The sequence below is a fragment of the Microcoleus sp. AT9b-C3 genome, from assembly GCF_036705485.1.
In the GTDB taxonomy this organism is placed as follows: domain Bacteria; phylum Cyanobacteriota; class Cyanobacteriia; order Cyanobacteriales; family Microcoleaceae; genus Microcoleus.
Genome location: NZ_JAUBUR010000007.1, coordinates 125726 through 137569, shown reverse-complemented (window position 1 = coordinate 137569; position 11844 = coordinate 125726). Strand labels below are relative to the sequence as shown.

Sequence of the window (11844 nt, the reverse complement as noted above, 5' to 3'; positions counted from 1 at the left end):
TTTCATAGATATTAACAGCGCTTAAGCGCAACTACGTACCTTTTTTAATGTGTCAGTTGCGCTCAGGGCTAAAATATTAAACAGTGGCCGTAGCATTTGCTTCCAGAGGCTCGATTTCCTCCGGCGTAGCGTGACGGCGCGGATCATTAAAGCCCCAAGCAAATAACCAATCGGGGTCAGCGTGTCCGCAGCCGATCGAATATATCTGACTGTGCCTAAAATGTTTAAAAAACTCCTGACACTTTTCCTCAGTCATTAGCGACTCATCTAGCGGCAAATCATGAATCAGGGCATACAAATCAAATTCATCTCGCTCTGGATTCCATTGATAACGCAATTGTGGACTGTAACCAAGTTCGCTCAGTTTTGCCAAAGCCTCATCAGAATTGGCATAGCCGTCTAATCGAACGCGGTTGAGACAAACCACTACCTGAACCTGGCGGTACTTTGCGGGTGTTAATCGATATTCAGTCATGAGTTTTTCCCTCTTTTCTCATCACAAGTGTAATAAGCTCTCCCGGTTACATCCGAGTGTCTCGTTGCTTCGCGATTGTGTTTCTCGCAGCGTTTAAAAGCTTCTGCGTCACTCCGGGCATAAAAAGGTCTGTCCGGGTTTTCCGCTAGTTCGGCTTCTAAATCCTCCCAAGATTTCTCTGGGTTGTCTGAATCTCTCAGCATTTGTCCCTCGCGGTTTGTTCGAGGATGCCGTTTATTCGATATAGTCGATCGGTCATCAGTCTGTTTCCTCAGTTTGGGCGATCGTCTTGACGCGCTGCGGCTTTGGCTCTAAAACAGGTTCGTTTTCCTGTAACCAAGTTTCGATGTACTCCAACAGAACCTCATTCATACTGAGGCTACGCATGGCGCAAGATGCTTTGAACTTGGCTCTTGTCTCTTCAGGTAGATAGATTTTTACCGAAACAGTTTTACTTGTCGTCAAAGTTTCCATATCGCTATATCGATTTGTCTATGTGTCTAGCCTGACACACAGGCGCGCGATCGGATAGGGGCGCTTGTCGATATAAGGACTTGTCGGCTTGTCCCTATATCGATATAATAACAGACATAGCCAAAAAACGACAACCGCGCCGAGTTAAACGCGATTGCCGTTTGCCTACATTTTGCAAAAAATAACTTGACATCCCCTTCTCCCTGTGCTAGGTTGTCGAATAGTATTGTGTTTAATCCACAAATCGCAGCACTTCAACTATGTTCACAGCCAACAGCAATTTTTATTTTTGGTACTGGAGAGTTCGCCCGGAGTGAATTGCCAATTCACTGTGAACATCCGGGCGAACCGCAGATTAACACCTGCGGTTTTGTTTTTTCTACTTCTTTTCCCAACAACCAATCCAGTACAAGCGAAAACAGCAATGACATTATTCAGTAACTGGTACTACAGCTTTTATTTTTGGCCCCACAGGAGTTCTGGGTAAATTGTCGTGCTGTCTTTTCGCACCAACCCGGAACTCCTTAAAAGTTCCGGGTTTTTTGTTGTCAACCATCCACTTAATTTGCCAGGAAAATACCCTCATGTTAGAAGCCAAACTCGTAACCAAATCTCATCCCGAACACCAAACAATTGTCAAACTCTCAGAAACAGTCTCAGTCGGCGGCGAAGAATTATTAATCATCGGCGGCCCCTGTACCGTCGAAAGTTCCGCCCAAATGGAAACAGTCGCCCGCCAACTATCCGCCGCCTCCGTGCAAGCTTTGCGAGGCGGAGTCTACAAACCCCGCACTTCTCCCTATGCTTTCCAAGGCATGGGAATTGAGGGACTCGAAATTTTAGCCGATGTCAGTCGCCGTTACAGTTTGCCCGTCGTGACAGAGGTAATGTCGATCGCCCAAATCGAGCCAGTTGTCACATATACTGATATGCTGCAAGTAGGCAGTCGCAATATGCAAAACTTCGAGTTACTAAAGGCGATCGGTCAAGCCGGAAAACCAGTCCTACTAAAACGCGGCTTATCAGCCACAATCGAAGAATTTGTGATGGCCGCCGAATACATTCTCAGCCACGGAAATCCTCATGTAGTTCTCTGCGAAAGAGGCATCCGCAGCTTCGACAATTACACCCGGAATGTATTAGATTTAGGTGCCGTCGTAGCGCTGAAACAGTTAACTCATTTGCCAGTAATTGTAGACCCTTCTCACGCCGTCGGCAAGCGAGAATTAGTCGCACCACTAGCCAAAGCAGCGGTTGCTTGCGGTGCAGACGGATTAATTATTGAGTGTCACCCGCAACCGGAAAAATCGGTTTCTGACGCGCGGCAAGCTCTTTCTTTGCCAGATATGGTAGATTTAGTGGCGAGTTTACAGGCTGTAGCCGCCGCCGTTGGGCGGTGCATACCTGATACTAATTTACATTCAAAGCTATTAAGTTTGAAGTGATATTGGTAGGAAATAATGTATAACTTTTAACGTCAAACTCTACAGTCGGTTAAAACTGATATCTTGCACCATTGTCAGCAACAGGCTTTCCGGCCTGTTCCACAAGAAAATTTATCTTTTGTGGAACAGGCCAGAAAGCCTGTTCATAAAAGGTTAATTGAGAATGGTGCAACATATCAGTTTTAACCGAATTGAGCTTTGAGGCAGGGCTTAAACCCGTGCCGAAATCGGGAAAAGCGCGTGTTTCACTAATTTACATTACAATAAAAAATAATACTGTCATCTACAAAAATTTGCTGAATTATGGCAATACTACTTAACGTTCCGTCGATCGTCTGCTCTGGCTGCGCTGATACAATTACCAAAGCCATCAAAACTGTTGACTCCGATGCTACTGTCAATGTGGATGTCGCAGCTAAGACTGTTACAGTAGAAGCTCAAGCTTCTGAAGAATCAATTACACAGGCGGTTGTTGCTACGGGCCACACCGTCCAAGATTGATATTGAGTTTGGTGAGGGCGGGTTTACGAGATTATTGGTCTTAGGCTGAAATTATTGGTAAAAACCGCCCCTACACAATTTTAAATCCATTATCAATGCCCAATGCCTAAAAGCTTAATCTGCTTCGTCTAAGTGTTCGGCGACTGCTTGGTAAAGTTCAAAAACGTGACGATCGAGTAAACTATAAAAAACTTGTCTCCCAACCTTGCGGTAACTTACCAACCGCATCGCCCGCAATGCCCGCAACTGATGCGATACTGCTGACTCGCTCATACTCAACGCCGCAGCCAAGTCACACACGCACAGTTCTTGTTTTGCCAAAACCGACAGCAGCCGCAGGCGGTTCGCATCTCCCAAAAGACTGAAAAACTCAGCCATCCGCTGCGCTTTGGCGGTGTTGAGAACTTGTGTTTGGATTTCGCCGGCTCGCCAACTCTCAACTAAGTGCGGTCGATCGCACATTGGTGTATCGTTTAGTTCGCGAGGCTGACTTATCGCTCCGTTAACAGCAGAGTTGGGTGACATCTTTATCCCGGCTTGTTTTAATTCTCATTTTCATTTTAGTGCGATCGACAAACCTTTTGTAACAAAGTTTTTACATTCCCTTGACTAATATCTGAATATATGTTCAGATGTTAGTAGAGACAAACAAACCCACGAGGAAAATCTAAAATGACTACTGCCACCCAAACAAAATGTGCCTGTCCTTCATGTTCGTGCGTTGTCAGCCCCAGCGAAGCCATTGAAAAAGACGGCAAAACATACTGTTCCAGTGCTTGCGCTGACGGCCACCCCAACGGCAGCGGCTGCGGCCACACCGGCTGCGAGTGCCACAAATAAATATTCGGCTTCAGAAAAGGTTAATCACCAACTGCCAAATATATCTCAAGGGAGATGCGAACCGCGCATTTCCCATTTTTTGTGCTTTTAGGTTAAAGAAAAGTTAAAATTAAGCTAAATTAAGGTTAAGATTGCATTAATAGACTCAATACAGAGCGAAAAAGCACAATTGCTACTTACGCCATACAATAGAAGCAAGTTAGCGCCGCGAGACTGAGTACCCATAGTGCTATTAAAAGCAGAGACCGAACCAAAAGTTGAATACCAAAAGTTTAATTAGGAGGGGGCAATGAAAGAGCGGGAAGATTTTTTACATCCTCGCAATCGCTACTACGGTGATTTCACGCCAGAAAACTTGGCGTTTAATGCCAACTTGCAGGAGTTTGCTCAAAAAATAACTTATATTTGCTCGCTGGAAACAGGGGGGAAAATTAGTGCTGAGAAAGCCTATAAAGATATTAAGATGCTTTGGAAAGACTTAAAATCCTCTAAGAAGCAATTGGGAATTGGTCAAAAACCACCCAGTACCGAGGAGCAAAATTCACCTTAAAGCCATAGCAGCAAACGCAGCGTTTGCAATCGAAAACCCCTGCGATTGCAAACGCAGCGTTTTGCTGCGTACCCAGCAAACATCAGGTGCTTGCTAGGCGAACTTTAGAAAGTCTATGGTTTGGGATTTGGTGCAGTTTCTCCTGCAAAGGAAGTACAATTGCCACCGAGGCCAGAAATAATCGCGCAAGTATTAGTTTTCAGCATTCCCTGATATGTATCAGCACCGGTGCCGGGGCCGCCCAACTCGTCGCTGTAAAGTTCCTTGTCGGAAATTTCGACATTTGCCTCCCTCGCCACAGTCTCCATCAACTTCGGATTAGTTGTAGTTTCGGCAAAAATTGTCGGCACTCCTGCAGTCTTAATTTCTGAGGATAATTCGGCAATTCTTGCTGCCGTGGGCTGTTCCTCTGTCGTCACACCCTGCAAAGCTCCAGCCATCTCCAAACCGTAAGCATTGGCATAGTAACTCAGAGCATCGTGAGTTGTTACTAACTTGCGTTTTTCTGCTGGAATAGTCGCAATTTGAGCTTTGATCCAAGTATCTATTTTTTGCAACTCATCTGTTAAGCTTGCTGCATTTTTTGTATAAAGTTGAGCATTGCTGGGGGAAACTTTGATCAATTCATCGCGAATTGTTTCTACCATACGGATGCCATTTTTCGGGTTATGCCAAACGTGAGGATCAGGGACTTTTTCGCCTTCTGCGTGAGGTTGGTTTTCTGCTTTCTCTTCACCGTGTTCGTGTTCGTGTTTGCCCATCAGCGGTTTGGGAACGGCGAGTTCGTGGACGGCGATTTTGGGTGCGGAATTACTGCTGGATTGAATCAACTTAATGATGCTGGGTTCGTGGTTGTAGCCACCGTATAAAATCAGATTTGCTGTTTCAATGGCTTTGCGGTCTTCCGGCTTGGTTTGATAGGCGTGAGGGTCGTCTCCCGGCTTGATCAGACAGGTGGTGTCGATCGAACTTTGAGCAATTTCTTTAGTTAGGTTACAGATAACGCCAGTCGTGGCCACGACTTTGGGCAAGTTGCCGCCGGGACTGGCTTGAGTTGGAGTTGTGGCGGGACTCTCTGGCACTCCATTGCTTGCGTTCTGTGCTCCACTGCACCCAACCAGCCCGCAGCCAATTGCCAAAACAGCCACAGCACATAATCTGCCTGTTTTTCCAGCCAAGTTCGTTAACATTTTTACCTTTGGAACGATAATCGTTATTGCTTTTTCGAGTTATCCTATTCTAGTAGCTACGAACAAGAATCGTTCTCAAAATCTCTAATTATGCTAGAAGTGCAAGACTTGGCTGTCAATTATCGCGGAATTGCGGCCCTCAGCAGCGTGAATTTCCAGTTAGATCCCGGACAATTAACTGGTGTGTTCGGCCCCAACGGCGCGGGGAAAAGCACGATGGTGAAAGCGATGCTGGGATTGATCCCGACCTGTCGCGGTTTGGTGAAATATCAGGGACGGCTGCTGAAGCAACAGTTGTCGCGGGTGGCTTATGTGCCGCAGCGATCGCAAATTGACTGGGATTATCCGATTACGGTGTGGAATGCGGTGATGATGGCGCGAACTGTCCAGACTGGTTGGTTTCGCAGTCCCTCGAAGCAGTCGCAAGAATTGGTGAAAGCTGCTTTGCTGCGGGTGGGAATGTGGGATTTGCGCGATCGGCAAATTGGCGAACTCTCTGGCGGACAGCAGCAGCGGATTTTCTTAGCAAGGTCGATCGCCCAACAAGCCGATTTATTCTTCTTCGACGAACCTTTTAACGCGATCGACAAAGCAACCGAAGAAATTATTTTCGATATTTTTGCCGAACTAAAAGCCCAAAATAAAACATTGCTAGTAATCAGTCACGATTTAGGCGAAACTTTAAAACAGTACGACAATTTATTATTGCTAAATAAGCAGTTAATTGCAACTGGTTCCTGCCGGGAAGTGCTCACCTCAGCCAATATTCAAAAAGCCTATGGATACGATTTAAGTTTAGTTTCGGCGTAAGCAAAAAAAGATTTATCTTTAAAATTGATAGTGGCACGGGCGTCCCACCTGTGCAGTTGATTGTAGTTGAAAAAATCCTATTATTGACCTAATTCAATGTTAAACCTACTAATTGAGCCACTAAAATTCGAGTTCATGCGAAATGCGATCGCCGTCGGCATTTTGCTAGGAATTCTCTGCGCCGTTGTCGGCTCCTACTTAATTGTACAGCAAATGGGAATGATGGTTGACATGATTGCCCATTCAGTATTAGCAGGACTGCCGGTGGCTTTTTCTTTAGGTTTCAATATTTCCATCGGCGCGTTTATATCGGGAATTATCAGCGCGGTAATTATGGCGTGGATTCAATCACAATCGCGCCTAAAAATTGATGCTGTGATGGCATTAATTTTATCTACATTCTTAGCAATTAGCGTCACCCTAATTAGCCTGTTACGGACAACCAAATTAGACTTAGACGGTTTTTTGTTCGGGAATATCTTATCCGTTGCACCGACGGACGTGCAGCAGACTTTTGTTATAACTTTGATAATTTTGGTAGCGGTTAAACTCCTTTACAAAGAACTGCTATTTTATACTTTTGATCCACTAGGAGCGCAAGCGTCCGGTTTGCCGGTAAACTGGATTTATTTGGGGATGATTTCGGCGATTACGCTGACGATTGTTGCGAGTTTGCAAACTGTGGGGGCGCTGTTAGTAATTTCGCTGTTAATCGGGCCGGGAATAACGGCATATTTGTTGGTAAAAGAGCTACATTTAATGATGGGATTAGGAGCAATTATTGGGATTATAGCTAGCGTGACTGGTATGTATCTCAGCTATTATTTTAATATGCCCTCTGGGGCGGCAATTGTATTAGTTATTTTTGGGTTATTTTTAGGGGCTTTGCTGTTCAGTCCCAGTCAAGGAATTTTGACAAGAAAGAGAGGATAACAGTCCTAGACGCACTCTATCTGTTGTGCGATGGCGAGGTCGAGTTTACCTTCGTTCCACATTTAGTAGAACGAGTATTTCAGCAGGTGGTTTTGGTCGATAATAGTGTTTAGTTGTTCGAGAAATTGCTGCTGGGTGATAATTGTCGATCGCCTTTGAGGATAGTGCAGCCACTAAAATGGTATTGTAATCTAGCATTTTGTCAAGAGCAAGTTTTCAATTTTTATCTTTTGGTCAAACAGGTGCGCCCGTTATGCCCACTTAGCGCCGCCCGAAGCCTTGGCCGCGCATAGACTTTGACCAAACCAGCAATTCACCTCCACAGCCGCCAGCGGCCAGAAACTGGCCTTCGGGATGCCATGCAAGACAGGAAAAACCGCCCTCTGCACCTTCTAGAATTTGCAGCAATTGTTCTGCTTCCCCCCACAAACAAACTTGACCATCTGCGGCTGCGGAAGCTAATAAAAATGTGCTAGGTTGAAAGGCGATCGCATTTACCACATTTTCATGCACCTCTAACGCCCAAGAATCCCAACCGACTCTTTCATCAGCGTCTCTTTCCCAGACAGAAATGCCTTGAGAACTCGAAGCAGCTAACAAAGGTGCCCCCAAAGAATTAGTTTTATCCGACCAAGCTAACTCCCGAACTTTCCCCGGAAAACCCTGCATTACCCACGGTTCAAAATTGCCCCATTCATTAACAATGAGAGTATTGTCCATATTGCCACAAGCTAAATATTCCCCTTGTGGCGACCAAGAAATTGCACCTGTTGCAGAGGGGACTGATAAAATTTCCGGGTCTTCGTCCCAGTCTTCGCCATGCCAAACTTTGACGCCTTGATAGCCGCTAACTGCCAGATATTGAACCATAGGATGCCATGCTAAATCGAGGATAGATGATGAATCGAAATTCAGCGTTACTTCAACAACCTTATCCTCAGCATTCCAGACTTGAACGTAGCGGCCCATACTGAAAGCTAACTGGTTGCAGTTGGGACTCCAAGCTAACTTATCAACCCAGACACGCTGGTTGTCCAAATCAGCAATTAATTCCCCAGAATTAACGCGCCAAATTCGCACTTTTCCATCTTGTCCGCCAGCAGCTAGAAAGTGACTGTCGCGGGAAAAAGACAAGCAATCGGCTGATTTACCCGTGGCAGTTTGTAGCGTTTGCAAGGACAATTCATTAACTGCCCCTACTGCCGCCAGCATCACTTCGCCCGCAGCGGAACAGACTGCTACAGTTGTGCCATCCGGCGACCAAGTAACAGCAGTTACGTAGTCAGACAGCATGGCTTCGGCATGAATTTCCAGAGTTTGTTCACTTTTATTTGTCTTTTCGTTACCCATATTTATTGAATCTGAGATGTTGTACTCTTCTTAAGAACGGGCAAGATGCCCATTCCACAAGAAATGAATTTTATTCCTGTGGAACAGGCATCTTGCCTGTTCCATTCCACAAGAGATGAATTTTATTCTTGTGGAACCGGCATCTTGCCTGTTCCCTTCCACAAGAAATGAATTTTATTCTTGTGGAACAGGCATCTTGCCTGTTCCTAAAAGGCTGATTAAAAATGCTTCAATATGTCAGTTAAACCAGACATTTCCGAAAATCCTCTCGTAATTGATTTTCGTTTAAATTGCGACCGATGAATACAAGCTCGTTTTTCGGAGTTTCATTAGCTTTCCAAGGTCTATCTAGCCGGCCATCGAACACCATATGTACTCCTTGGAAAACAAATCGCTTGTTGTCTCCGGTGACATTCAAAATGCCTTTTGTGCGAAAAATATTCGGGCCTTGAGTTCGCAACAATTCCTCAATCCAATCGCTAAATTTGTTGCCGTCAATGGCGCCGGATTCGACTATTGCTACTGAGGTAACAGTTTCGTCATGTTCGTGTTCGTGTTCGCCCAAAAAGTCTGGTTCGATTTCTAATGCCCGGTTCAAATCAAATGCTTTAACGCCTAACAACGCTTCCATTTCTAGTTCGGCGTTGCGGGTGCGGTGGATTTTTGCCATTGCATTCATGCCGCGAATTCGCTTTTCTAACTCTGCCAATTCTTCCTCAGTTACTAAATCAGTTTTGTTGAGCAAAAGTACATCAGCGAAGGCAATTTGTTCTTGAGCTTCGTCGGCGTCCCAGTGCTGCCAGATGTGCTTGGCATCGACTACCGTGACAACTGCGTCTAGCAACAATTTGTCCCGCATATCTTCGTCTACAAAGAATGTTTGAATTACGGGTGCGGGGTCGGCTAAACCTGTGGTTTCGATGACTATGTGGTCGAATTTGTCGCGCCGCTTCATCAAGTTGCCGATAATCCGAATTAAATCACCCCGCACTGTACAGCAAATGCAGCCGTTGTTCATCTCAAAAATTTCTTCGTCGGCATCAATTATCAGTTGGTTGTCGATGCCTACTTCGCCAAATTCGTTGACGATGACTGCAACTTTTTTGCCATGTTCCTGTGTTAAAATGCGGTTCAGTAGCGTAGTTTTGCCTGCGCCGAGATAACCCGTGAGAACGGTAACAGGAACTGATTCGATCGCCCCAGCAGTCACCATACTTGACCTCGATTATTGTACAATGATAACCATTATCGCTATTTTACACCAAACTTGCTGCTAGTAGCAAGTTTATTAAAAAATGTTAAGAGTTTTTAACTACAGGAATACGCAGTCTTTGGTTCAGAGCTTACTCATAGGGCTAGAAACCGGGTTTCTACGAGTTTTGGGAACAGGAACGAGAAATATAGGAAGAAACCCGGTTTCTGAGGTCAGCGTGCGTGGCTAATGACTAATGACTCATGACAATTAATTGTTAATCATAGCTGCAATTCGATCGCGCTCTAACTCTCGACCGATCAGCACTAATTTGGTTTGACGGAGTTCCGAAGGTTGCCAAGGGCGATCGTAAAAATATTCTATGCGCGAACCCACACCTTGCAACACCATCCTCATCGGTTTCTTGGGAACCGCCACAAACCCTTTAATCCGATATATTTCCTCCTGCTGCATCAACGATTGCAGTTTTTTCACCAATGCTTCAGGTTCAAATTCGCGATCGGCAATAAAGAAAGTCGAGTTAATATCATCATCATGTTCGTGTTCCTCCTCAGTGTCGTGGTGACTCGGGCGAGACTCCAAATCATCCTCAACCGCCGCATTAAATCCCATGAGCACATCAGGGTTAATTTCGCCACCTTTGCAAGGCACAATTTTTACACTTGGACGTAACTCTTGCTGCAACCAGCTTTGGACTTTCTTGTGAGTTTCCGCATCTACGCGATCGACCTTCGTTAAAAGTACCATATCGGCACAGGCTAACTGGTCTTCAAACAATTCCTCGATCGGAGTTTCGTGATCTAAACTAGAATCAGCTTGCCGCTGTGCCATCAAAGCATCGATATCACCGACAAAAGTACCGCTAGCAACAGCTTCACAATCGACAACAGCAACCACACCGTCTACAGTAGCACCCGTGCGAATTTCCGGCCAGCGAAAAGCTTGAATCAAAGGTTTAGGAAGTGCCAGACCAGAAGTCTCAATTAAGATACAATCAATTTGTTCTCTACGCTTCAACAATTCCTGCATAGTCGGCAAGAATTCCTCTTGAACAGTGCAGCAAAGACAACCATTTGTTAGTTCAACAATATTGCTGCTGACATTTTCTTCTTCGTCGCAAACTTGACAATCGCGCAGCAATTCTCCGTCAATACCAATTTCGCCAAATTCGTTCACCAGAACAGCAATGCGGCGACCTTGATTATTTTGCAATAAGTGGCGAATTAAGGTAGTTTTGCCGCTACCGAGAAAACCAGTGATGACAGTTACAGGGATTTTGTGCATTAAATTTTTTGTCCGGTTGAGATGTACCGTAGGGTGCGCATTGCGCACCATTCTTTAGCGGGTAGGGCGCGCATTGCACATCATAAATTAATGGTAATATGGGCAATGCACACCCTACATAGAAGTATTTGGCGCAATTCCTAGTTCTAATTTCCCAGCGGCGGAATTTTTGCTAAAACGCCTTTTTTGAGAGCTTCAGGACGCTCAGACCAAGGCAACAAACCGTCTGGTTTAGCATAGTATTGACCCGCGCATTCGAGTACAGCTTCCGCAGTTTTCGGCTCATTTGCTGGTAAATCGCCAAACAAATAAGTGTACTTTCCAACAGCAGCAAAAGACACCGCACAAGAGTGACTGCAAGCACTCATGCACTCAACTTCTTGAATCTCAAATTTATCAGAAAACTCCCAATTTTGAGCGAGTTGCGATAAGTCTTCCATAAATTGTTGACCGCCGCTTTTGCCTTCTCGCTTGCCGTTTTTCCAAACACTAGCGCAAGCAGTGCAAACAAGTAGACTGTGCTTGGTGCGTACAGCCGCATTAATTCCATCCATCATCCGTACCTCGCAGATGCGTTCAAAAGTGAGTTAGATATCGGCGGGCATTCTGACTTGAGAAACCACAACGGTTTCATTACAGTTGCGGGACAGCGCCGGACTTGCACCGAACTTTCCCCGTTTCCTCTAGCGGCTGCTCCCCGCTAGAACCGATCGCGAAATCAAATCCTATCACACTTGCCGCCAATCGATTTTAGATTTTAGATTTTAGATTTTAGATTT

General features: G+C 45.3%; 16 protein-coding genes and 1 riboswitch. Of the genes, 6 read left to right on the top strand and 10 right to left on the bottom strand.

Going from position 1 to position 11844, the window contains the following annotated elements:
* Positions 1 to 76: 76 nt before the first annotated feature.
* The 4 genes from QUB77_RS09100 to QUB77_RS09085 form a co-directional block, all read right to left on the bottom strand.
* Positions 77 to 475 (bottom strand): hypothetical protein, encoded by a 399-nt coding sequence (locus tag QUB77_RS09100; protein ID WP_333322956.1) that lies wholly within the window; start codon positions 473 to 475, stop codon positions 77 to 79.
* Positions 472 to 678: a hypothetical protein gene (locus tag QUB77_RS09095; protein ID WP_333322954.1), complete on the bottom strand. Its 207-nt coding sequence runs from the start codon at positions 676 to 678 to the stop codon at positions 472 to 474. Before QUB77_RS09095 ends, QUB77_RS09100 begins: the two co-directional genes overlap by 4 nt.
* Before the next feature lie 55 nt (positions 679 to 733).
* Positions 734 to 949, bottom strand: coding sequence for a plasmid partition protein ParG (locus QUB77_RS09090; RefSeq protein ID WP_333322952.1), 216 nt, complete (start codon positions 947 to 949; stop codon positions 734 to 736).
* Positions 950 to 1379: 430 nt separating this feature from the next.
* A complete protein-coding gene (locus tag QUB77_RS09085; RefSeq protein ID WP_333171552.1) occupies positions 1380 to 1505 on the bottom strand; it encodes a hypothetical protein in 126 nt (41 codons plus the stop codon).
* Positions 1506 to 1533: 28 nt separating this feature from the next.
* Here QUB77_RS09085 and aroF point away from each other — a divergent pair, with 28 nt between their 5' ends.
* Complete coding sequence (gene aroF, locus QUB77_RS09080) at positions 1534 to 2394, top strand: 3-deoxy-7-phosphoheptulonate synthase (RefSeq protein ID WP_333171550.1); 861 nt, start codon at positions 1534 to 1536, stop codon at positions 2392 to 2394.
* A 303-nt stretch (positions 2395 to 2697) separates the two neighbouring features.
* Positions 2698 to 2895: a heavy-metal-associated domain-containing protein gene (locus tag QUB77_RS09075; RefSeq protein ID WP_333037087.1), complete on the top strand. Its 198-nt coding sequence runs from the start codon at positions 2698 to 2700 to the stop codon at positions 2893 to 2895.
* Positions 2896 to 3009: 114 nt separating this feature from the next.
* Here QUB77_RS09075 and QUB77_RS09070 read toward each other — a convergent pair whose 3' ends face one another.
* Positions 3010 to 3420: a metalloregulator ArsR/SmtB family transcription factor gene (locus QUB77_RS09070; protein ID WP_333171548.1), complete on the bottom strand. Its 411-nt coding sequence runs from the start codon at positions 3418 to 3420 to the stop codon at positions 3010 to 3012.
* A 147-nt stretch (positions 3421 to 3567) separates the two neighbouring features.
* Here QUB77_RS09070 and QUB77_RS09065 point away from each other — a divergent pair, with 147 nt between their 5' ends.
* Positions 3568 to 3735 (top strand): metallothionein, encoded by a 168-nt coding sequence (locus QUB77_RS09065; RefSeq protein WP_333171546.1) that lies wholly within the window; start codon positions 3568 to 3570, stop codon positions 3733 to 3735.
* 289 nt (positions 3736 to 4024) lie between these two features.
* Complete coding sequence (locus QUB77_RS09060) at positions 4025 to 4285, top strand: DUF7219 family protein (protein ID WP_006631574.1); 261 nt, start codon at positions 4025 to 4027, stop codon at positions 4283 to 4285.
* 113 nt (positions 4286 to 4398) lie between these two features.
* Here QUB77_RS09060 and QUB77_RS09055 read toward each other — a convergent pair whose 3' ends face one another.
* Entirely contained in the window at positions 4399 to 5475 is a 1077-nt protein-coding gene (locus tag QUB77_RS09055) for a metal ABC transporter solute-binding protein, Zn/Mn family (RefSeq protein ID WP_333322949.1), read from the bottom strand.
* 90 nt (positions 5476 to 5565) lie between these two features.
* On the opposite strand from QUB77_RS09055, the gene QUB77_RS09050 reads away from it, so the two are divergent.
* The gene (locus QUB77_RS09050) at positions 5566 to 6285 is read left to right on the top strand and encodes a metal ABC transporter ATP-binding protein (protein ID WP_333322947.1); all 720 of its coding nucleotides are present in this window, start codon (positions 5566 to 5568) and stop codon (positions 6283 to 6285) included.
* A 96-nt stretch (positions 6286 to 6381) separates the two neighbouring features.
* Positions 6382 to 7218, top strand: coding sequence for a metal ABC transporter permease (locus QUB77_RS09045; protein ID WP_333322945.1), 837 nt, complete (start codon positions 6382 to 6384; stop codon positions 7216 to 7218).
* A gap of 261 nt (positions 7219 to 7479) precedes the next feature.
* Here the strand turns inward: QUB77_RS09045 and QUB77_RS09040 are convergent, their stop codons facing one another.
* The 4 genes from QUB77_RS09040 to QUB77_RS09025 all read right to left on the bottom strand — a co-directional run bounded on the left by QUB77_RS09040 (position 7480) and on the right by QUB77_RS09025 (position 11622).
* The gene (locus tag QUB77_RS09040; RefSeq protein WP_333171538.1) at positions 7480 to 8568 is read right to left on the bottom strand and encodes a WD40 repeat domain-containing protein; all 1089 of its coding nucleotides are present in this window, start codon (positions 8566 to 8568) and stop codon (positions 7480 to 7482) included.
* A 241-nt stretch (positions 8569 to 8809) separates the two neighbouring features.
* Positions 8810 to 9781, bottom strand: a complete 972-nt coding sequence (locus tag QUB77_RS09035; RefSeq protein WP_333171536.1) for a GTP-binding protein — start codon at positions 9779 to 9781, stop codon at positions 8810 to 8812.
* Positions 9782 to 10030: 249 nt separating this feature from the next.
* Positions 10031 to 11065, bottom strand: coding sequence for a cobalamin biosynthesis protein CobW (gene cobW, locus QUB77_RS09030; protein ID WP_172185239.1), 1035 nt, complete (start codon positions 11063 to 11065; stop codon positions 10031 to 10033).
* Positions 11066 to 11211: 146 nt separating this feature from the next.
* Complete coding sequence (locus QUB77_RS09025) at positions 11212 to 11622, bottom strand: DUF1636 domain-containing protein (RefSeq protein WP_333322942.1); 411 nt, start codon at positions 11620 to 11622, stop codon at positions 11212 to 11214.
* 22 nt (positions 11623 to 11644) lie between these two features.
* Positions 11645 to 11791, bottom strand: a riboswitch (cobalamin riboswitch).
* Between the last annotated feature and the right edge of the window lie 53 nt (positions 11792 to 11844).

Coding starts and splice junctions, on each gene's coding strand:
- cobW (WP_172185239.1), bottom strand. CDS start 11,065: ATGCACAAAATCCCTGTAACTGTCATCACTGGTTTTCTCGGTAGCGGC.
- QUB77_RS09100 (WP_333322956.1), bottom strand. CDS start 475: ATGACTGAATATCGATTAACACCCGCAAAGTACCGCCAGGTTCAGGTA.
- QUB77_RS09045 (WP_333322945.1), top strand. CDS start 6,382: ATGTTAAACCTACTAATTGAGCCACTAAAATTCGAGTTCATGCGAAAT.
- QUB77_RS09090 (WP_333322952.1), bottom strand. CDS start 949: ATGGAAACTTTGACGACAAGTAAAACTGTTTCGGTAAAAATCTATCTA.
- QUB77_RS09060 (WP_006631574.1), top strand. CDS start 4,025: ATGAAAGAGCGGGAAGATTTTTTACATCCTCGCAATCGCTACTACGGT.
- QUB77_RS09025 (WP_333322942.1), bottom strand. CDS start 11,622: ATGATGGATGGAATTAATGCGGCTGTACGCACCAAGCACAGTCTACTT.
- QUB77_RS09040 (WP_333171538.1), bottom strand. CDS start 8,568: ATGGGTAACGAAAAGACAAATAAAAGTGAACAAACTCTGGAAATTCAT.
- QUB77_RS09065 (WP_333171546.1), top strand. CDS start 3,568: ATGACTACTGCCACCCAAACAAAATGTGCCTGTCCTTCATGTTCGTGC.
- QUB77_RS09050 (WP_333322947.1), top strand. CDS start 5,566: ATGCTAGAAGTGCAAGACTTGGCTGTCAATTATCGCGGAATTGCGGCC.
- QUB77_RS09085 (WP_333171552.1), bottom strand. CDS start 1,505: ATGGTTGACAACAAAAAACCCGGAACTTTTAAGGAGTTCCGGGTTGGT.
- QUB77_RS09070 (WP_333171548.1), bottom strand. CDS start 3,420: ATGTCACCCAACTCTGCTGTTAACGGAGCGATAAGTCAGCCTCGCGAA.
- QUB77_RS09035 (WP_333171536.1), bottom strand. CDS start 9,781: ATGGTGACTGCTGGGGCGATCGAATCAGTTCCTGTTACCGTTCTCACG.
- QUB77_RS09075 (WP_333037087.1), top strand. CDS start 2,698: ATGGCAATACTACTTAACGTTCCGTCGATCGTCTGCTCTGGCTGCGCT.
- QUB77_RS09095 (WP_333322954.1), bottom strand. CDS start 678: ATGCTGAGAGATTCAGACAACCCAGAGAAATCTTGGGAGGATTTAGAA.
- aroF (WP_333171550.1), top strand. CDS start 1,534: ATGTTAGAAGCCAAACTCGTAACCAAATCTCATCCCGAACACCAAACA.
- QUB77_RS09055 (WP_333322949.1), bottom strand. CDS start 5,475: ATGTTAACGAACTTGGCTGGAAAAACAGGCAGATTATGTGCTGTGGCT.